The sequence below is a fragment of the Bradyrhizobium murdochi genome, from assembly GCF_000472965.1.
Lineage (GTDB): Bacteria > Pseudomonadota > Alphaproteobacteria > Rhizobiales > Xanthobacteraceae > Bradyrhizobium > Bradyrhizobium murdochi.
The window spans coordinates 96,437-116,976 of record NZ_AXAU01000017.1 but is presented as its reverse complement, the minus strand read 5'-3'; the positions used below and the strand labels follow the sequence as shown (position 1 = coordinate 116,976).

17 protein-coding genes are annotated in these 20,540 nt (G+C 63.1%); 12 read left to right on the top strand and 5 right to left on the bottom strand.

The features are described from left to right. Positions 1 to 135: 135 nt before the first annotated feature. The 3 genes from YUO_RS0127255 to bla all read left to right on the top strand — a co-directional run bounded on the left by YUO_RS0127255 (position 136) and on the right by bla (position 5,331). Complete coding sequence (locus YUO_RS0127255) at positions 136 to 2,502, top strand: transketolase (RefSeq protein WP_028350116.1); 2,367 nt, start codon at positions 136 to 138, stop codon at positions 2,500 to 2,502. 360 nt (positions 2,503 to 2,862) lie between these two features. After that, positions 2,863 to 4,293 (top strand): aldehyde dehydrogenase family protein, encoded by a 1,431-nt coding sequence (locus tag YUO_RS0127245; RefSeq protein WP_028350115.1) that lies wholly within the window; start codon positions 2,863 to 2,865, stop codon positions 4,291 to 4,293. A gap of 147 nt (positions 4,294 to 4,440) precedes the next feature. Continuing rightward, the gene (gene bla / locus YUO_RS0127235) at positions 4,441 to 5,331 is read left to right on the top strand and encodes a subclass B3 metallo-beta-lactamase (RefSeq protein WP_028350114.1); all 891 of its coding nucleotides are present in this window, start codon (positions 4,441 to 4,443) and stop codon (positions 5,329 to 5,331) included. 2 nt (positions 5,332 to 5,333) lie between these two features. On the opposite strand, the gene YUO_RS0127230 is transcribed toward bla, so the two are convergent. Further along, on the bottom strand, positions 5,334 to 6,302 hold the full coding sequence (locus tag YUO_RS0127230; protein WP_028350113.1) for an SMP-30/gluconolactonase/LRE family protein: 969 nt from the start codon (positions 6,300 to 6,302) through the stop codon (positions 5,334 to 5,336). A 94-nt stretch (positions 6,303 to 6,396) separates the two neighbouring features. On the opposite strand from YUO_RS0127230, the gene YUO_RS0127225 reads away from it, so the two are divergent. Next, positions 6,397 to 7,221, top strand: coding sequence for an NAD-dependent epimerase/dehydratase family protein (locus tag YUO_RS0127225; protein ID WP_028350112.1), 825 nt, complete (start codon positions 6,397 to 6,399; stop codon positions 7,219 to 7,221). On the opposite strand, the gene YUO_RS0127220 is transcribed toward YUO_RS0127225, so the two are convergent. Then, positions 7,218 to 7,910 carry a GntR family transcriptional regulator gene (locus YUO_RS0127220; protein ID WP_028350111.1) on the bottom strand — a complete coding sequence of 231 codons (693 nt, stop codon included), beginning with the start codon at positions 7,908 to 7,910 and terminating at the stop codon, positions 7,218 to 7,220. The two genes, YUO_RS0127225 and YUO_RS0127220, sit on opposite strands and share 4 nt — an antisense overlap. A 299-nt stretch (positions 7,911 to 8,209) precedes the next feature. On the opposite strand from YUO_RS0127220, the gene YUO_RS0127210 reads away from it, so the two are divergent. Continuing rightward, positions 8,210 to 9,916, top strand: a complete 1,707-nt coding sequence (locus YUO_RS0127210) for an IlvD/Edd family dehydratase (RefSeq protein ID WP_028350110.1) — start codon at positions 8,210 to 8,212, stop codon at positions 9,914 to 9,916. A gap of 161 nt (positions 9,917 to 10,077) precedes the next feature. Here the strand turns inward: YUO_RS0127210 and YUO_RS0127205 are convergent, their stop codons facing one another. Further along, a complete protein-coding gene (locus YUO_RS0127205; RefSeq protein ID WP_028350109.1) occupies positions 10,078 to 10,869 on the bottom strand; it encodes an enoyl-CoA hydratase/isomerase family protein in 792 nt (263 codons plus the stop codon). A 260-nt stretch (positions 10,870 to 11,129) separates the two neighbouring features. Between YUO_RS0127205 and YUO_RS0127200 the strand changes: the two genes are divergently transcribed. Continuing rightward, positions 11,130 to 12,350, top strand: a complete 1,221-nt coding sequence (locus YUO_RS0127200) for an NAD(P)/FAD-dependent oxidoreductase (protein WP_028350108.1) — start codon at positions 11,130 to 11,132, stop codon at positions 12,348 to 12,350. Positions 12,351 to 12,369: 19 nt separating this feature from the next. Here YUO_RS0127200 and rbsK read toward each other — a convergent pair whose 3' ends face one another. Continuing rightward, complete coding sequence (gene rbsK, locus YUO_RS0127195) at positions 12,370 to 13,284, bottom strand: ribokinase (protein ID WP_028350107.1); 915 nt, start codon at positions 13,282 to 13,284, stop codon at positions 12,370 to 12,372. 24 nt (positions 13,285 to 13,308) lie between these two features. Beyond that, positions 13,309 to 14,202, bottom strand: coding sequence for a sugar kinase (locus YUO_RS0127190; RefSeq protein WP_028350106.1), 894 nt, complete (start codon positions 14,200 to 14,202; stop codon positions 13,309 to 13,311). A gap of 241 nt (positions 14,203 to 14,443) precedes the next feature. On the opposite strand from YUO_RS0127190, the gene YUO_RS0127185 reads away from it, so the two are divergent. The 6 genes from YUO_RS0127185 (at position 14,444) to YUO_RS0127160 (ending at position 20,536) form a co-directional block, all read left to right on the top strand. Continuing rightward, positions 14,444 to 15,703: a Glu/Leu/Phe/Val family dehydrogenase gene (locus tag YUO_RS0127185; RefSeq protein ID WP_028350105.1), complete on the top strand. Its 1,260-nt coding sequence runs from the start codon at positions 14,444 to 14,446 to the stop codon at positions 15,701 to 15,703. Then, a complete protein-coding gene (locus YUO_RS0127180) occupies positions 15,700 to 16,572 on the top strand; it encodes a VOC family protein (protein WP_028350104.1) in 873 nt (290 codons plus the stop codon). Before YUO_RS0127185 ends, YUO_RS0127180 begins: the two co-directional genes overlap by 4 nt. Positions 16,573 to 16,669: 97 nt before the next feature. Then, complete coding sequence (locus tag YUO_RS0127175) at positions 16,670 to 17,377, top strand: TetR/AcrR family transcriptional regulator (RefSeq protein WP_198028104.1); 708 nt, start codon at positions 16,670 to 16,672, stop codon at positions 17,375 to 17,377. Between the two features lie 256 nt (positions 17,378 to 17,633). Next, positions 17,634 to 18,443: an ABC transporter permease gene (locus tag YUO_RS0127170; protein ID WP_028350102.1), complete on the top strand. Its 810-nt coding sequence runs from the start codon at positions 17,634 to 17,636 to the stop codon at positions 18,441 to 18,443. A 55-nt stretch (positions 18,444 to 18,498) separates the two neighbouring features. Then, entirely contained in the window at positions 18,499 to 19,497 is a 999-nt protein-coding gene (locus tag YUO_RS0127165) for an ABC transporter substrate-binding protein (RefSeq protein WP_028350101.1), read from the top strand. A gap of 190 nt (positions 19,498 to 19,687) precedes the next feature. After that, complete coding sequence (locus YUO_RS0127160; RefSeq protein ID WP_028350100.1) at positions 19,688 to 20,536, top strand: ABC transporter ATP-binding protein; 849 nt, start codon at positions 19,688 to 19,690, stop codon at positions 20,534 to 20,536. Positions 20,537 to 20,540 lie beyond the last annotated feature (4 nt).

Below are 20,540 nucleotides of genomic sequence, written 5' to 3'. Positions count from 1 at the left end.
GGATGAACTCAGGGTTTGGAGGCGGATTGTGGGAAACTATCCCAATATCGGGCTGTATGTCGCAGGAAATTGAGAATTTTGGTAGCCCACCGCCCGCTAAAATCGGCGCATACTGAACACCTCCGGAGCATGGCCATGCCGATCGAGCCCGCACGCCTGGAAATGCTGACCGCGCTGGCGCGCAAGGTTTTGTGGTTGTCGTCATGGACAATCCATCACGCCAATCACGTCAGACCTAACGTCGATGGCTTGAAGGTCGGTGGCCATCAGGCGTCATCCGCCTCGCTCGCCAACATCATGTCGGCGCTGTATTTCTCCGTGCTGCGGCCGCAGGACCGCGTCGCGGTGAAGCCGCATGCGAGCCCGGTGTTTCACGCCATCCAGTATCTGTTCGGCCACCAGACCCGCGGCAAGCTGGAAAATTTCCGCGGCTTCAAGGGCGCGCAATCCTATCCGTCGCGCACCAAGGACGCCGACGACGTCGATTTCTCCACCGGCTCGGTCGGCCTCGGCGTCGCGCAAACCCTGTTCTCCTCGCTGGTGCAGGATTACGTCACTGCTCACGGCTGGATGAAGGAGCGCCCCGAGGGGCGGATGATTGCGCTCGTCGGTGACGCCGAGATGGACGAGGGCAATATTTTCGAGGCGCTGCTCGAGGGCTGGAAGCATGCGCTGCGCAACACCTGGTGGGTGGTTGATTACAACCGCCAGAGCCTCGATGCGGTCGTGCGCGAAGGGCTGTGGGCGAAGTTCGAGACGATGTTTCGCAATTTCGGCTGGGAGGTCGTGATTGTAAAATACGGCCGCCTGATGCAGGCGGCATTCGCCGAACCCGGCGGCGAGGCCTTGCGGCGCTGGATCGATAATTGCCCGAACCAGATGTACGCCGCGCTATGCTTCCAGGGCGGCGCGGCGTTCCGCAAGCACTTGCAGGACGACATCGGCGATCAGGGGCAGGTCTCGCAACTGATCGACCGCCGCAGCGACGACGAATTGCTGGCGCTGATGTCCAATCTCGGCGGCCACGACATGGCCAGCATGATCGAGGCGTTTGAATCGATCGATCACGATCGGCCGGTCTGCTTCATCGCCTACACTATCAAGGGCGTCGGCTTGCCGATGCAGGGCCACAAGGACAACCACGCCGGCCTGATGACGGTGGCGCAGATGGAGAAGTGGCGCCCCGCGCAGAACATCCGCCCTGGCCATGAGTGGGACAAGTTCGAAGGCCTGTCGCAGTCGCCGGCCGAACTCGAAGCATTTTTGGCGGCAGCGCCCTTCAACGAGGAAGGCCGCCGCCGGCTGACCGCGCCGGTGATCGAGGTGCCCGAGCGGCTTACCTTCAAGCCGGCGGCGCAGATGTCGACACAGCAGGGTTTTGGGCTGGTGCTCAATGAACTGGCGCGCGGCGATACCGAACTGGCCGCGAGGATCGTTACCGCATCGCCCGATGTCACGGTGTCGACCAATCTCGGCGCCTGGGTCAACCGCCGCGGACTGTTCGCCAAAGCCGAAAACCACGACCTGTTCCGGCAGGAGAAGATCCCGTCCGCCTATACCTGGGAGTTCTCGCCGAAGGGGCAGCACCTCGAGCTCGGCATCGCCGAGATGAATCTGTTCATCGTGCTCTCGGCCCTCGGGCTGTCGCATCAGATCAACGGCGAGCGGCTGCTGCCGGTCGGCACGTTGTACGATCCCTTCATCGAGCGCGGCCTCGATGCGCTGAACTACGCCTGTTACCAGGACGCGCGCTTCATGGTGGTGGCGACGCCATCCGGCATCACGCTGGCGCCGGAAGGCGGCGCGCATCAGTCGATCGCGACGCCCTTGATCGGCATGGCGCAGGACGGGCTGGCTTCGTTCGAGCCGGCGTTCGTCGATGAACTTGCCGTGATCATGGGGTGGGGCTTCCGCCATATGCAGCGCGAAGACGGCGACGGCGGTTCGGTCTATCTGCGGCTGTCGACCCGCACGGTCGACCAGCCGCAGCGCATCATGACGCCGGCCTTACAGAGTGACATCACCGCGGGCGCTTACTGGCTGCGCGAGCCCGGCGCCAATTGCGATATCGTGATCGCCTATACCGGCGCGGTCGCGCCCGAGGCGATCGAGGCGGTGGGCTTGATCGGCGAAAGCCACCGCGATGTCGGTTTACTGGCGGTAACCTCCGCGGACCGGCTCCATGCGGGGTGGTCCGCCGCGCGGAACTTGCGCCGTGACCGCCGTGGCATCCAGCATCTCAGTCATATCGAAAAGCTGCTGGCGCCGCTGTCGCGCGATTGCGGCCTCGTCACCGTGATCGACGGCCACCCGGCGGCGCTCGGCTGGCTCGGCAGCGTCCGCGGCCACCGCACTGAAGCGCTCGGCGTCGAGCAGTTCGGCCAGACCGGCACTATTCGTGACCTCTACCGCCACTACGGCATCGACGCCAACGCCATCATCGACGCCGCCGAAAGCCTCACCGTAGGCGCGCCGGTGCGGCATCGGAAGATGGCGGTGTGATTTCACCCTCCCCCGGAGCGGGAGGGTCGACGAGCATTGAGCGCAGCGAAATGTGAGACGGGGTGGGGTGATCTCTCCACTCGGGCACTGTTGGATGTGGAGAGACCGTCACCCCGCCCCGCCGCGCGTTGCACGCGCGTCGACCCACGAGCGAGCTTTGCTCGTCTCGGACCCCTCCAGGGGAGGGTAAGCAAAGAGGTACGCACCTTGCCTCCCTCCGCTCGCCGTCCTTATATCCAGCGCCTGCCGCATCGCGGCATCCCGCATATGGCGGGTTCAACTGCCCTGGCTTTCGTGCAAGGATGCCTGCCGAACGCTTCCGTTCCTCCCTCCATTGCTCCGAGATTAAAGAGGTTTCCGATGGTCAATCGCATGCAGTTCTACATCGATGGCGCCTGGGTCGATCCTGTCGTCAAGAAGTCCACGCCCGTCGTAAATCCGGCGACCGAAGAAACGATGTATGAAGTTGCGCTCGGCTCCAAGGCCGACCTCGACAAGGCCGTTGCCGCCGCCAAGCGCGCCTTCGTGACCTATTCGCAGACCAGCCGCGAAGAGCGCATTGCGCTGTTCGAGAAGATCATCGAGATCTACAAGGGCCGCATGAAGGAGATCGGCGCCGCCGTGTCCGACGAGATGGGCGCGCCGCTGCCGATGGCCGAACGCCTGCAGGCCGGCGCCGGCCTCGGCCACATCGCCTCCACGCTCGAGGTGCTGAAGAACTATCATTTCGAGGAGACGCTTCCTTCGGCCGTCGTCGTGCGCGAGCCGGTCGGCGTCGTCGGCATGATCACGCCGTGGAACTGGCCGCTCAACCAGATCGCCTGCAAGGTCGCGCCCGCGCTCGCCGCCGGCTGCACCATGATCCTGAAACCTTCGGAATTCACGCCGACCTCGGCCCTGATCTTCGCCGAAATCCTCCATGAAGCGGGCGTGCCGAAGGGCGTATTCAACCTGCTCAACGGCCTCGGCCCCGAGGTCGGCGCCGCGATGGCCGAGCACCCGGATATCGACATGATCTCGTTCACCGGCTCGACCCGCGCCGGCGTCGACGTCGCCAAGCGCGCAGCGCCGACCGTGAAGCGCGTCAGCCAGGAACTCGGTGGCAAGTCGCCGAACGTCATCCTCGAAGGCGCCGACCTCACCAAGGCCGTCACCGGCGGCGTAATGCACATGTTCAACAACTCCGGACAGTCGTGCAACGCGCCATCGCGGATGATCGTGCCGCTATCGAAGATGAAGGAAGTCGCCGCCATCGCCAAGGGTGTCGCCGACAAGACCAAGGCAGGCGATCCGCGCGCCGAAGGCACCACCATCGGCCCCGTGGTCAATCGCGGCCAGTGGGACAAGATCCAGGCGCTGATTAAGAAGGGCATCGACGAAGGCGCCACGCTGGTTGCCGGCGGCCCGGGGCTGCCTGAGGGCGTCAACAAGGGCTTCTATGTCCGCCCGACCATCTTCGCCGACGTCACCAACGAGATGACGATCGCCCGCGAGGAAATTTTCGGACCGGTGCTGACGATCATCGGCGCCAAGGATGAAGCCGATGCGGTGCGCATCGCCAACGACACGCCCTATGGTCTCGCCGGTTACGTCTCCGGCGATACGGTAGAAAGCGCGCGTCGCGTGGCCCGCCAGATCCGCGCCGGCAACGTCAACCTGCAGGGCGTGCCGAACGACCGCACCGCGCCGTTCGGCGGCTACAAGCAGTCCGGCAACGGCCGCGAATGGGGCAAGTACGGCCTCGAAGAATATCTCGAGGTGAAGGCGGTCGCCGGCTACAACGCGGCGTAATTGATGCGGCGCTCGCGCCGATCGTGAAAGATGCCGGCTGCGGAACCGCGGCCGGCATTTTTTTGACCAGAATCGTCGGCAAGCTGAAGCCAAGTCAATGCGCGCCGATACAGCGACGATCTAACAAGAAGAGTGTGGAGGATGCCCGTGAAGAAGATTGCCGTTGCACTCGTCGCGCTGATGTCGCTGACTGCCGCTGCGGAGGCGCAGACGCCGAAGGATCTGATCGCGGCCCTCAAGGTAAAGTGGAACACGCCGACCGAGCCATTCAAGATGATCGGCAACGTCTATTATGTCGGAACCGACGGCCTCGCGTCCTATCTGATCACGTCGCCGCAGGGCCATATCCTGGTCGATACGGTAATGCCGGAATCAACGACGCAGATCAAAGCCAACATCGAGAAACTCGGATTCAAGATCACGGACGTCAAATACCTCCTCAACACCCACGCCCACATCGATCACACCGGCGGCCTTGCCGAGATGAAACAGGCCACCGGCGGCCAGATGGTCGCCGGCGAAGCCGACAAGCCGCTGCTTGAAGGCGGCTACTATCCGGGCGCGCGGGAAGACACTTCGCTGGCGTTCCCGCCCGTTAAGGTCGACCGCACGGTTCGCGAAGGCGACACGGTCACCGTAGGTGACGTCACGTTGACCGCCCGCGAAACCCCCGGCCATTCGCCTGGCTGCACGAGCTGGTCGTTCTCGGTGAAGGACGGTGATGCCTCGCGCTCGGTCCTCATCTTCTGCAGTGGCACGGTGGCGCTGAATCGCCTCGCCGGCAACCCGACCTATTCCGGAATCGTTACCGATTACCGGAAGACGTTCGCGCGGGCAAAGGACATCAAGCCGGATGTGCTGATCGCGCCGCATCCGGAAATGTACAAGATGGCGGAAAAGCGCGCCAAGCTCGCCGAAGGTGGACCCAATCCGTTCGTCAGCCCCGGCGAGTTCGATGCCTATGCGGCGACGCTGGAGAAGGTGTTCGAAGACGCGCTTGCCAAGCAAACCGCCGCCGCGCAGGAGAAGAAGGGGTAAACCTATCCCCCCGGCGCGCCCTGCGTGTTCACATAGAGCGCGTAGATCGACTGGCTCGCGGCCATGAACAGGCGGTTGCGCTTCAAGCCGCCGAAGCAGAGGTTGGCGCAGCGTTCCGGTAGCGCAATGCGGCCGATCATGACGCCGTCTGGCGCGAACACCACGACGCCGTCGAGTTCGGGATCGCCCATGCCCCAGCCGCACCACAGATTGCCGTCGATGTCTATTCGGAAGCCGTCCGGCGTGCCTGGGCCGGCATCGACAAACACGCGCTTATCGGAAAGCTTGTCGCCGGAAGGCGCGACGTCATAAGCGAGGATCTTGCGGTTGGGCACACCACGGGACTCGATGATGTAGAGGATTTTTTCATCCGGCGAGAAGGCAAGCCCGTTCGGTCCCAGCACGCCCTCGGCAACGATGGTCGCCTTGCCGGTCGCGGCATCAAGCCGATAGACATTGGCGTCGATCTCGGACTCGGCCTTGTAGCCCTCGTAATTGCCGAGCAGGCCGAACACCGGATCGGTGAACCAGATCGAACCGTCGGACTTCACGACGACATCATTCGGAGAGTTCAGCCGCTTGCCGTCGAAGGAATCGATCAGCACCGTGATCGAACCGTCATATTCGGTGCGCGTCACCCGCCGCCCGCCGTGCTCGCAGGTGACCAGGCGTCCCTGACGGTCGCGGGTGTTGCCATTGGCGAAATTCGACGGCTTGCGGAAGATGCTGACCGCGCCGGTCTCCTCCTCCCACTTGATGATGCGCTGGTTCGGAATGTCGCTGCACAGCAGATACCGTCCGTCGCCGAACCACACCGGCCCTTCGGCCCAGCGCAACCCTGTGGTCAGCCGCTCCACCGCCGACAGCTTGAGCCAGTATTTTTCGAACCGTGGATCGAGCGCGCGGATAGCCGGATCGGGATAAGAGGTGGCCGGGCGCCAGCCGGCTGAATGCGATGTTGCATCGGACATTTGCTGTTCTCGTTGGTGCGTTCCCAGAGCGTTTGGGTTAGCTATCATTACCTGCTAATGACCGCAAATCGATCGCGAGACTAAGAGGAAACAAATGCCACGCATATTGATGACCGGCGCGGCCGGGGGGATCGGCACATCCTTGCGCAAGCTGTTGCCGCCGATCTATCCGGACCTGTTGCTGAGCGACTTGAAGCCGCCGGCCGATCTCGGCAAGGACGAGAAGTTCAAGCCGGCCGATCTCGCCGACATGGCGCAGGTCGAGGCGATCTGCGAAGGCATCGACGGCATCCTGCATTTCGGCGGCTACTCGGTCGAAGGTCCCTGGGATTCGATCCTGCAATCCAACATTATCGGCGGCTACAATCTGTTCGAAGCGGCGCGGAAAAAAGGCGTCAAGCGGGTGGTGTTCGCCTCGTCGAACCACGCGGTCGGCTTCTATCCGCGCCATCACCGGATCGGCACCGACGTCACCGCACGGCCCGACAGCCGCTATGGCGTCAGCAAGGTGTTCGGCGAGGCCGTGGGCGCGCTCTATGCCGACAAGCACGGGCTTGGCGTCACCTGTATTCGGATCGGCAATTTCGGCGAGATGCCGCTGGATCACCGCCGCCTGTCAATCTGGCTGAAGCCGGAGGACCTCGTGCAGCTCTGCCGCATCGGGCTCGATCATCCCGACATTCACTTCGAAATCTTCTACGGCGCCTCCTACAACGAGCGCGCCTGGTGGGACAACCATCGCGCCTACGAGCTGGGCTATCGGCCGGCTGGCCGGGCCGAGGATTTCCGCGAGCACGCGATGGCCGAGCAGGCCAAGCTGAAATCTGATCCGGTCGGCGATTACTACCAGGGCGGCACGTTCTGCAGCATGGAGTTCGACGGCGACGAGAGCCGGATCGTGGATTGGAGCAAGCGCTAGCGCTTGCCCTCATCCTCGGCGATGCAGCCGAGATAATCCGACTTGCTGAACTGCATATGATCGACGCAGAGCTGCGCCAGCGCCCAGCTATCGCGGCCCTTCAACAGCTCGATCATCAATTCATGCTGCCGGCGTGACAGTGCCAGTCCCTCCCTGTCGGCGAGATTCTTGGCGCGCATCGGCAGCGTCAGGTTCATGTAATCCTGCAGCGAGCGCACCAGATACGGGTTGCCGCAGGCGGAAAACAGCGCGACGTGAAACGCGTCGTTGGCCTCGTGGATGCCGCGCAGATCCTGCGCGTCGGCTCTGGCGCAATATTGCTGCTGCAGCTCGTTCAACTGCTCGATCAGGCTGGCCGGGGCGGGCAGCGCAATCATCAGCGCCGCCTGCCGCGTCAGCATTTCCCGGACCTCGTAGATCTGGCGCACCTCCTCGGCCGAGTAGAACCGCACGGTGGCGCCGATGTTTTTTTCACGCAGCACGATGCCTTGGCGTTCGAGTTGGAATAGCGCCTGGCGGACGAAATGCCGGCTGGCGCCGTAGCGCTGCATCAGCGTGTCCTCGACCAGCCGCGAGCCCGGCGCGAAGCGGCCGAAGATGATGTCCTCTTCCAGCCGGCGGATGACTTCCGCCTGTTCCTCCTCGCGCGTCGGCGCGGAAGTTTCCGTCAATGATTCCTGCGGCTTCATCGCAAGGCCTCCCGGCCCGACAGCCCATAGCAATCCTCGACGCGGGCTTGATCTGATATGCTCGCCCAGGCGATGAGATGCTGGCGGCTCATCATGCCGGCGCCGACGATGCCAATGCGCAACGGTTAGTTCATGAGCGCGTTTCCAGTTTGGACGGAAAGTCAGCACGCAAGCGCATTATTGTCAATAATACCGCGGTATGTTGGCCGATACCCCCGCCCACGGCGCAAAATGATCAAACATTGACAATAATCTGCCGGGCTCCTTAAGTGCCCATCCACGACGACAGGAAGAAGAAAATGGCCGACGGACTTCGCAAGGGACTGACGAGTTATGGCGATGCTGGCTTCTCGCTATTCCTGCGCAAGGCCTTCATCAAGGCCATGGGCTACTCGGATGATGCGCTGAACAGGCCGATCGTCGGCATCACCAACACCTACAGCGACTACAATCCCTGTCACGGCAATGTTCCGCAGATCATCGAAGCGGTGAAGCGCGGCGTGATGCTGTCGGGTGCGATGCCGATGGTGTTCCCGACGGTTTCGATCGCCGAGAGCTTTGCCTATCCAACCTCGATGTATCTGCGCAATCTGATGGCGATGGATACCGAGGAGATGATCCGCGCGCAGCCGATGGACGCCGTGGTCGTGATCGGGGGATGCGACAAGACGTTGCCGGCGCAGATCATGGCCGCTGTCTCAGCCGATCTGCCGACCGTCGTCATTCCGGTGGGCCCGATGGTGGTCGGGCATCACCGGGGCGAGGTGCTCGGCGCCTGTACCGATTGCCGCCGGCTCTGGGCGAAATATCGCGCGGGCGAAATCGATGACGTCGAAATCGAAGCCGTCAACGGCCGGCTGGCGCCGTCGGTCGGCACCTGCATGGTGATGGGTACCGCCAGCACCATGGCGTGCATCACCGAGGCGCTTGGGCTGTCGCTGCCGATGAGCGCGACGATCCCGGCGCCGCATGCCGAACGTTTTCGTTCGGCGGAGGCGAGCGGCAGGGTCGCGGCCGAAATGGCGAAAGCCAAGGGACCGAGGCCGAGCGAGATTCTGACGCCGGCATCGTTCCGCAACGCGCAGGTCGTGATGCAGGCGATCGGCGGCTCGACCAATGGCCTGATCCATCTCACCGCGATCGCCCATCGCTCGCCGCACAAGATCGACCTCGAGACATTCGACAGGCTCGGCCGCGAGGTGCCGGTGCTCGTCGATCTGAAACCGTCGGGCGAGCATTACATGGAGCATTTCCATCATGCCGGCGGCGTGCCGAAGTTGATGGCGCAACTTGGCGATCTCATCGATCTTGACGCCAAGACCATCACGGGTCAGACGCTGCGCGAGGTCGTTGCTCGTGCGGAAGATGTGCCAGGACAGGACGCCATCCGTCCGCGCGACAATCCGATCAAGGCCGAAGGCGCAATGGCGGTACTGCATGGCAACCTCGCGCCGCGTGGCGCCGTCATCAAGCAGTCGGCGGCGAGCCCAAAACTGCTGCAGCACACCGGGCGCGCCGTGGTATTCGAATCGGTCGAGGACATGACGCTGCGGGTCGACGACCCCGATCTCGACGTCAACGCCGACGACGTGCTGGTGCTGCGCAACGCCGGCCCCAAAGGCGCGCCGGGCATGCCGGAAGCGGGCTATCTGCCGATCCCGAAGAAGCTCGCGCGTGGCGGCACCAAGGACATGGTGCGGATATCGGACGCGCGGATGAGCGGAACGGCGTTCGGCACCATCGTGCTGCACATCACGCCGGAGTCGGCCGTGGGCGGGCCGCTGGCGCTGGTGAAGAATGGCGACATGATCCGGCTCGACGTCGCCAAGCGTAGCATCGACCTGCTCATCGACGAGGCGGAGCTGGAAAAGCGGCGCGCGGCGCTGGCACCGGCCGTGACGCCCGATTGGGCCAAGCGCGGCTACGCGCATCTGTTCAACGAGACGATCCTGCAGGCCGACGAGGGCTGCGATTTCGATTTTATGCGAGGGCAGGGAAAGAACTAACTTGTCGAAGCCACGATGTCGTCCCTGCGCACGCAGGGACCCATACCGCGTTGCTCTCGCGGTTAGAACAAGACGGCTCACGCCTTCGAAAACAACGAACGCTTGTGGTTATGGGTCCCTGCGTTCGCAGGGACGACAGCTAGTCTACTTGCTCGGCGCCCTCATTTCGACTTGCTGGTGAACTTCCTCACCGCTACGCGAAATTCGTCCGTTTGCATGGCGTCGATGATCTTCGCCTCCTCGGCGTCGAGCTGCTGCTTGGTCGGCGTAACCGCGGCCTGATAGATTAGCGACTTGGTGCCGCTAATCGCCGCCGGCGGGTTCTGTGCCAGCCGCTCGGCGAATTTGCGCGTTTCAGCCTTCAACTCTGCCGCCGGAACGACGCGGGCGACCAGGCCCCAATCATAGGCCTGCTGCGCAGTAAAACTGTCTTCGGCCAGAAATATCTGCAGGGCGCGGCGGGTGCCGACGGTGCCGACCATGCCGACCGTGCTGCCGCCATCCGGCGAGACGCCAATCTTCGCATAGGCCGGCGTGAAGCGGGCGTCATCGGCTGCGATGCAGAGGTCGGTGACGAATGCCAAGCCCATGCCGGCGCCGGCGGCGGAGCCGTGGACGCTCGACAACACGATCTTCGGCATCCGCCGCACCGCTTCGATGAAGGCGTGGTAGTGCTTCAACAGTTCCCCGACCACGGGCGCAATGGTGTCGTTGGCGGCGGCGGCACCGATGGTCTGCAGATCGCCGCCGGCCGAGAAGGCGCGGCCTTCGCCCTCGATCACCAGCACCCTTATGTCGTCATTGCCCTCGACCTCCGCGCCGAGTTGCTCGAGCTTTTGCGCGATCGACAGATTGATCGAGTTGAAAGCCGCAGGGCGATTGAGCGTGATCGTGGCAATCGGGCCCTCGATCCTGAGCAGGGCAGGGGCGGCGGTATCATCGGAAGTCGACATGGCAAGGCCTCCGGGGGCGCGCGGATGGGCCGAGCATTTAAATAGAGAAGGCAACAGGTGACAATCCCCGGCCAAGCCCGCAAAATGCGGCAAGGGCCGCCGTCGCCCTTGCGTCTCGTCGTTCCATGAGGTCAGATAGCGCCCGTCATCGTTCGGGACGGACACGAGCGCCGCTCCCAAGGGACGAGGCAGGCAAGCCAAAATCACTGGAGAGGAAACGACATGGGTCATTCCCGTGCGCTCGAACGTAGGATGTCCCTATGACGGCAGGAGCGGTTGTCATCATCGGCGCGGGCCACGCCGGCTATCAGGTTGCGGCCTCGCTGCGCCAGCACGGCTTTTCGGAACGCATCGTGTTGTTGAACGATGAAGGCCATCTGCCCTACCAGCGGCCGCCACTATCAAAAGCCTATCTGAAAGGAACCGGCGGGCCCGACAGCCTGATGTTCCGGCCGGAAAAATTCTATCTCGACCAGAAGATCGACCTGATCTCCGATCGCGCGGTGTTGATCGACCGCGCCGCCCGCAAGGTCGCGCTCGCCTCCGGCGCTTCGCTCGACTACGGGCATCTGGTGCTGGCGACCGGCGCGCGCAACCGTCTGCTCGACATTCCCAACGCCAATCTCGACAGCGTGCGTTACTTGCGCACGCTCGACGAAAGCCAGTCGCTGCGCGACTACATCACTGAAGGCCAACGCGTCGTCGTCATCGGCGCCGGATTCATCGGGCTGGAGTTCGCGGCGACGGCGCGGGCCAAGGGCCTCGAAGTCGACGTCGTCGAACTTGGCCCGCGCGTGATGGCGCGCGCGGTGACGGCGGAGATCTCGGAATTCTTCCAGGCGCGCCATACCGCGGCGGGCATTCGCATTCATCTGGGCGTGCAGGTCACCAGCATCGAGAGCGACGGCCACAAGGTCACGGGCGTCAGCCTTAGCGATGGCCGGCACATGAAAGCCGACCTGATTGTGGTCGGCGTTGGCGTGTTGCCGAATGTGGAACTGGCGGCGGACGCCGGCCTTCCGGTTGCGTCGGGCATCATCGTCGATGAGCACCTGCTGACCGCCGATCCCACTATCTCGGCGATCGGCGACTGCGCGCTGTTTGCGAGCCCGCGTTTCGGCGGCTCGCTGCGGCTGGAGTCGGTGCAGAACGCTACCGACCACGCGCGCTGCGTCGCGGTCCGGCTGACCGGCGATGCCAAGCCGTATGACGGTTTGCCATGGTTCTGGAGCGATCAGGGACCCGACAAGCTCCAGATTGCGGGACTGACGACCGGCTACGACCGCGTGGTGGTGCGCGGCGATCAAGCCCAGGCGGCATTCTCGGCGTTTTGCTACAGGGGCGGGCAACTCGTCGGCATCGAGTCCGTCAATCGCGCGGGCGATCATATGTTCGGACGGCGCCTGCTTGCCGCCCATGGCTCGATCACGCCCGAGCAGGCTGCCGACGCGAGCTTCGACCTGAAGGGTGCGTTGACTTAGCCCACCCTACGAAGTCAGGCTACGAACGCAAAACCGCCGTCACTTCCGCCGCCGTCGGCATCGACGGTGCGGCGCCCATTCGCTGCACGCAGATCGATGCGGCGGCATTGGCGTATTCGAGCGCGTCGTGGATTGCCTTGCCGTTGGCAAGCTGCGCGGCGAGGGCGCCGACGAAGCAATCGCCGGCGCCGGTGGTGTCCACGGCCTTTACGGCCCGTCCCGAAATCAGCGAGGGTTCGCCGCCTACAAGCGCGAGCACGCCGCGCTTGCCGAGTGTAACGCAGATGGTTTTGTCGAGGCCCGTTGGCAGGCGCCGCGCCGCTTCGACGAAACAGATGGGGTCGTCAGTGTCGTGAAGCTCGATCTGCGCGAGAAGCCCGAGCTCCGTTTCGTTGAGAACAAGGATATCGACGAGATCGAGCAACTCGTGGCTGCAGACGGTCGCCGGCGCCGGATTGAGGATGGTGGTCGCGCCGGCCGCGCGTGCCCGTTTGAAGAAGGCGATGATCGTGGTTTGCGGAATTTCGAACTGACTTACGGCAACGTCGCCTTTGGCAAGCACGGGGGCTGTGACATCCCCGGCACTGACCAGCGCGTTGGCGCCGGGTACGACGACGATGGTGTTGTCGGCGTCGGCGATGGTGATCACGGCCGTTCCGGTATGGACATTCGCAGTGTCCTTGACCAGAGCGAGGTCGACGCCTTGGGCGGAGAGAAACTGCCGCAATTGCTGGCCGAACGCATCCGCGCCCAGCCGGCCGATCAGCGTTGACGGTGCGCCGAGTTTTGCGGCGGCCACGGCCTGGTTGGCGCCCTTGCCGCCTGGAAAATAATGCACCGCTTGGCCTGCGACGGTCTCGCCGACCTTCGGATGGCGGTCGGCCGTCGCCACCACATCCATGTTGATGCTGCCGGCGACGAACACGCGCCCCATGCGTACTAACCCCTGTTCGCTTCTTCAGGCGCTGACCTGAAACTCCCGCGTGATCGCCTCGATGTCGGCGAGCGTCGGCAGGCCGGCCTCGTTGCCGAGACGCTGGACCTTGAAGGTTGAGGCGGCGCGCGCAAGCTCGAAATGCTCCTGCCAGCTTTTAGCGGGATTGGCGAGATAGGAATAGACATAGGCGCCGTGGAAGACGTCGCCTGCGCCGTTGGTATCAATAACGCGTTCGGGTGTAACCGGAAGTGCGGGAAGGCGGCGGACGGCGCCGGTCTCGTCATACCAGAGCAGGCCCTTTTCGCCCATGGTGACGCCGCCGATCCGGCATCCGCGGCTCTTCAGATAATCCAGCATGGCCTCCGGCGTCTTGTCCATCTGTTCGCACAGCCGTTCGGCCACGATGGCGACATCGATGAATTCCAGCAACTCATGGGTATTGGTGCGCAGGCCGCCGCCGTCGAGCGATGTCAGAATGCCGTCCTCGCGGCAGAGTTTGGCATAATGGATTGCAGCGTCCGGCTGATGGCCGTCGACATGCAGCGCGCGGCAACCCTTCAAGTTCAACATCGGGAAGGGATGAATGTGCTCGTCGTCGCGGCAGCGTACGATGGCGCGTTTGCCGTCTTTCGGCATGATGAACGACAGCGACGAGGAGTTGACCTTGCGCGGATGGATCGAGATTCCATATTTCGCGGCCATGTCCTGAAACATGCGGCCGAGCCAGTCGTTGGCCATGGTCGCGATCAGGTCCGGCACGATCCCAAGCTTGGCGCAGCAGAACGCCGCCGTCACGGCGTTGCCGCCAAACGACACCGCGTAGGCCGAGGCCACATGTTTTTCGTCGCCGGTCGGCATGTGGTCGGTGATGAAGGTAACATCGATATAGGTCTGTCCGATGAAGAGGGCCTGCATGCGTTTTCCGTCATATCCTGCAGAGTGTTGGGCGAAGATGCTCCCAGCGCGGCGCACACACATTAGCACTGGTTATCGGATGCATTCGCTGAAATTATTCGCAACCGTGCCGTCTTTGCTGCTTGAGATCGGAGTATAGAGGAGACTGCGACCGTCCTTAAGGGGGGCTTGGGCATACCGTCGTATAACGGCTGACGGCTGCCCGGGTTTCCCCAGCAGCGCGACAAAAGTGGAGAAAATGATGACGGTTTATTCCGGTCCCGTGTTCGACATGGCCGTTAATCAGTTTGGCGTCATAGCCAACCATCTGGAAATCCCGATGGATGAGCGCGGCCGCATCCTGATGCCGAAGCGGGCGGTTACTGTCTCTTGCCCGATCCACCGCGACGACGGCACGGTCGCAGTATTCGAAGGCTATCGTGTCCAGCACCATCTCACCCTCGGTCCGACCAAAGGCGGCACGCGGTTTGCACCCTCTGTCGACATCGGCGAGGTCGCGGCGCTCGCGATCTGGATGAGCTGGAAGTGTGCCCTTGTCGGTTTGCCCTATGGCGGTGCCAAGGGCGGCGTCAATGTCGACCTCTCCACCATTTCCAAGCGCGAGTTGGAAGGGCTGTCGCGGCGTTACATGCAGGAGATGATCCCGTTCGTTGGTCCGCATACCGACGTGATGGCGCCGGACATGGGCACCAACGAGCAGGTGATGGCCTGGTTCATGGACACCTATTCGATGTACCAGGGCCAAACCGTGACCGAGATCGTGACCGGCAAGCCGGTCTCATCCGGCGGTACGCTCGGCCGGCGCGAAGCAACCGGGCGCGGCGTGGCCTATCTCGCCAAGCGGGTGCTCAAGGAGCTATCGATCAATCCGGGCAGCGCGACCGCCGTGATCCAGGGCTTTGGCAATGTCGGCTCCTATGCCGCGCTGGAACTACAACAATATGGCCTGAAGATCATAGCGGTCAGCGATCACACCGGCGCGCTGCATGATCCAAAGGGACTGGATATTCCGGCATTGATGCGACATGCGGGCGCGCATGGAAGTATCGCCGGGTTCTCCAACGAGCTGACTTTCGATCCCGAGCAAATCCTCACGCTGCCCTGCGATGTGCTGGTGCCTGCGGCGATGGAGCGGGTGATCGATGCCAGGGTCGCCGAGAACCTGAAGTGCCGCGTGCTGGCCGAGGGCGCCAACGGTCCGACCACGCCGGAAGCCGATCTGGTGCTGGAAATGCGCCAGGGCGAAGTGTTCCTGATCCCCGACATTCTCTGCAATTCCGGCGGCGTGGTCGTCAGCTACTTCGAGTGGGTGCAGGACCTGCAGCAATTATTCTGGGAGGAAGAAGAAGTGACGCGGCGCGATTACGCGATCCTCGATCGCGCCTTCGACCAGATGCTGCAGCGGGCCAAAGCCGACAAGATCCCGCACCGCACGGCGGCGATGGCGATCGGCGTCGAGAAGGTGCGCGCCGCCAAAAACGTCCGGGGACTTTTTCCGTGATCACCGGCCTCGATCACGTCGTCGTTCTCACCGGCGACATCAACGCAGCCTCCGCCGCATACCAGACCTTGTTTGCCCGCGCACCGGCCTGGCAGAACAGCGGGGACGGCGCCGACCGCGTGCTGTTCACGCTCGACAACACCACGCTGGAATTGATGGCGCCGAGCGGCGACGGCGCCAACGCCGACCGGATTCGCAGCGTGCTTGCCGCGCAAGGCGAGGGGCTCGCAAGCATCTGCTTCCGAACCAGCGACATCACCAAAATGCATCGCAGACTCGACCGGCTGACGCTGAAGCCGGACGTGATCGCCGACGTCGAAAGCCGCGACGCGATCTCGGGCGCTGTGCTGTCGTGGAAGCGCACACGCGCGGCAACAGATGCCACGCGCGGCGTCCGCATGTTTTTCCTCGAGCGTGACAAGGAGCGCCCGCTGTCGGTTAGAACAACGCCCGGCTCGATCACGGCGCTGGACCACGTCGTGGTCTCGACGTCGGACCCGGAACGGGCCGCAGCGCTCTACGGTGCGCGGCTCGGCCTCGACATGGCGCTCGACCGCTCGCACCCCGATTGGGGCCGGCTGATGTTCTTCCGCTGCGGCGACCTCATCGTCGAGGTCACGCACCGGCCGGGCAAGGAGACGGATACGTCGCGGGACAAATTTCAGGACAAACTTCAAGACAGGCTTCGTGGCCTGTGCTGGCGCGTCACCGACATCGACGCCACCCGCGCGCGGCTTGTCCAGGCCGGCGTCGACGTCTCGGAAGTCCGCACCGGCCGCAAGCCCGGAACGCAGGTGATGACGGTACGGAGCGGCACATGTGGTGTGCCCACGCTGCTGGTGCAGCCTTCGGCGGGGAAGCCCGACTGAAGCTTACCCTACTTGGAGGGGGAGGGTGAACAAGCTTCATTCTCAAACGCTTCCCTGCATGCTACAGCTTGCCCGACGCGACCAACGGGCGATTGATTTGGCAAAGGCAAAACGCGTTCAGAAATGGCAGCGCGACCCCGAGGGGATGCGGCTTCGCATTCTCGAGGCCGCCAAGCAGGAATTCGCCGCCCATGGCCTGGCCGGCGCGCGCGTCGATCGCATCGCGGCCAACGCCGGCGCCAACAAGCGCATGCTGTACTACCACGTCGGCAACAAGGAAGACCTCTACCTCGCGGTGCTGGAAGGCGCCTATGAGAAGATCCGTTCCGAGGAGCGTGGGCTCGATCTCGAACACCTCGATCCGCCCGAGGCGATCGAACGGCTGATCGATTTCACCTGGAATTATTTCCTCCGCAACCCGGAGTTTTTGGCGCTGCTCAATACCGAGAACCTTGCAAAGGCGCGCCATCTGAAGCGCTCAACCAAGGTCAAGTCGATGCACTCGCCGTTCGTCGAGATGATCCGCACCGTGGTGACGCGCGGCGTCGAAAGCGGCGATTTCCGCGTCGCCGTCGATCCCGTCCAGCTCTATATCTCGATCGCCGCGCTGTGCTTCTTCTATCTCTCCAACAGCGCGACGCTTTCCGTGATCTTCGGCCGCGACCTCCTGAAGAAGGAGGCGAGGGACGAGCGTCTGGCGCATATGGTGGCGCTGGTGCTGGCGGCGCTGACGGGGAAATCGACCGCGGATTTCGGCAAGCCTGCGACATCTGGCGTGCGGCCGCCGGCGCATCAGCCGGTCTAACCGTCGTTCCTGCGAACGCAGGAACCCATAACCACCGATCTTGACTGTCGTGCCCGGGACGGCGGCCCCAGCGTTCGCAAAACAGACGCCTGTGTGGCTGCGTTCGCAGGGGCGACGGCGTTCTGGGGTTCATACGCCAGGGTACGTTCGCGGGACGACGGCGATAGTCCAAATTGCCGCATAAAAACCTGCTTGCCAGTATTTATCCAACGGGTTAATTTCCCCCGCCCATAAGACGATGACCAGGGAGCGGAACGTGGCCGAGCTGAAGCGCGAGAGTGGCGTGTCGAAAGCGCTGAACGCGGCGTGGGTGCGGCCATTTTTGTTTCTGCTGTTCATCGTGGTGATGTGGGACGTCACCATTCGCCTGTTCCAGATTCCGGCCTACCAGATCCCGGCGCCGGGCGATGTCGTGGCGGTGCTGCGGACGGATTGGCCGGAACTGCTGCGGCAGGCTTGGCCCACCACTTACGCCACCATATGCGGCTTCCTGTTGTCGGCCGTGTTCGGCATTCCCGTCGCCATGCTGATCGCAGGATCGAAGACGGTGGAGAGCTATGTCTATCCGCTGCTGGTGTTCTCCCAATCGGTGCCGAAGATTGCGATCGCGCCGCTGTTCGTGGTGTGGTTTGGCTTCGGCATCATCCCGAAGGTGATCTCGGCGTTTCTGCTCGGGTTTTTCCCGGTGGTGGTCTCCGCCGTGCAGGGTTTCAAATCGGTCGATCCCGACATGGTCGATCTCGCCCGCGCGATGCAGGGCAGCCGCTTCCAGGTGTTTCGCGCCGTCAACCTGCCGCATGCGATGCCGGCGATCTTCTCCGGCCTGAAAGTCTCGGTGACGCTTGCCGTCGTCGGTGCCGTCGTCGGCGAGTTCGTCGGCTCCAATTCCGGCATCGGCTACGTGATGCAGCGCTCGATCGGCACCTTCGACCTGCCGACGATGTTTGCGGCGCTGGTGATCCTGGCGCTGCTCGGCGTCGTCCTGTTCTGGATCGTCGATCGGATCGAACGCTTCGTGATTCCCTGGCATGTCAGCCAGCGCGAGGACATTGTTTTTGCTTCCTAAGCCAAACTAACAGGCGGCCTATCCAAGGGCTGCATCACCAAACGGGAGGATGACCATGATACGCGTGATAACGGCGATCTCCGCCGCCCTGATCTGGACCGCGCTTTCGGTGCTTCCGGCATCGGCCGCCGACAAGGTCGTGCTGATGCTGAATTGGTACGTCTATGGCGAGCACGCGCCGTTCTATTACGGCAAGGCCAAGGGCATTTATGCCGCCGAAGGCATCGATCTCGAGATACAGGAAGGGCGCGGCTCGGCGGCGACCACGCAGGCCGTTGCGGCCAAGACTGCCAATTTCGGCTATGTCGACGTGCCCACCATGATGCGCGCGGCTGTGAAGGGTGCGCCGATCGTGGCCACCGGCGTGCTGCTGCAGACCAGCCCGATGTCGGCGATGGGCTTTGTCGAAAAGAACATCACGAAGCCCGAGGACATCAAGGGCAAGACGGTGGCGATCACGCCTGCGGACTCGATGACGCAGATCTGGCCGCTGTTTTTGAAGAAGACCGGCCTGAAGGAAAGCGACTTCCAGACGGTGGCCGGCGACGGCCAGACCAAGCTCAACGCCGTCATCAACGGCCAGGCTGATCTGTTGCTCGGCTATGTCATGGACCAGTCGATGAAGATCAAGGACGCGACGGGTAAGGACGTCAACGCGATCAAGTTCGCCGACTACGGCATCAACATGGTCTGCTCGGGCGTCGTCGCCAACACCGATTTCGTCAAGGCCAATGCCGATCTCGTCAAGCGCTTCATGTCGGCGACGACCAAAGCGGTCGAAGCCGCCGAGAAAGATCCGAAGGGGGCGGCGCAGTCGATCCTCGATGACAACCCGAAGGGCGGCAAGATCGAGACGCTGACGAAGGGTTTTGAGCTGACGATCCCGCTCTACCGTACGGCTGAAACCAAGAACAAGCGGCCGTTCCAGGTGACCGACCAAAACATGACCGACACGGTCAATCTGATGGTCGAATATGGCGGGTTGGATGCCAAGGCCAAGGACAATCCGAAGGCGTTTTATACCAACGACTACCTGCCGCAGGGCGGTTCGTGAGCCGACGCGTGCGATCGGGCAATTGAGGCCTCGTGGTTCGAGACGCGCGGCGTTGCCGCGCTCCTCACCATGAGGGTCTCGCACCGCATCCTCGGGCCTCAAACCTCATCCTGAGGAGGCGCGAAGCGCCGTCTCGAAGGATGAAGCCCGAGCTGGTGCGGAAAGGACTTCTCTAGATGGACTCAACTTTATGAATCCTGCGACCAAACCAACCGAGATCGACCAACCAGCCGCACATCTGCGCCTGGTATCGGATCGCGCCGGCGGCGCGGCGTCCGGGATCACGCTATCCGGCGTCTCAAAAACCTATCGTTCGCGGGACGGCGACGTGCCGTCGCTGCGGCCGCTGGATTTCCACATCAACGAGGGCGAGTTCTTTGTCGTCGTCGGCCCGTCCGGCTGCGGCAAGTCCACGCTGTTGAAGATGATTTCCGGGCTGCTCGCGCCGTCGACGGGGGAGATTCTGGTCGAAGGCGAGCAGGTTACAAAGCCGCACGGCAATGTCGGCATCGTGTTCCAGAACGCGCTGCTGCTGCCCTGGCGCAACATCCTCTCCAACGTGATGTTGCCGATCGACATGAAGAAATTGCCGCGCGACGAGTATCTGCCGCGGGCGAAAGCGCTGTTGAAGCTGGTCGGCCTCGAAGGGTTCGAGAAGAAGCTGCCGTGGCAATTGTCGGGCGGCATGCAGCAACGCGCTTCGATCTGCCGGGCGCTGGTGCATGATCCTAAGATCATGCTGATGGACGAGCCGTTCGGCGCGCTCGATGCCATGACGCGCGAGAAGATGAATGTCGAGCTGATGCGCATCCAGCGCGAGACCGGCAAAACCGTGCTGCTGATCACGCACTCGATTCCGGAAGCTGTGTTCCTGGCCGATCGCGTGCTTGTCATGACCGAACGGCCCGGCGCGATCGCCGCGATCTACGACGTGCCGCTGCCGCGCCCGCGCTCGCTCGACGCGATGGCCGATCCCGCCTTCACCGAACTGGTGCAGCGGATCCGCAAGCACTTTTTCACGCAAAGCGCGCTGGACTGAAAGC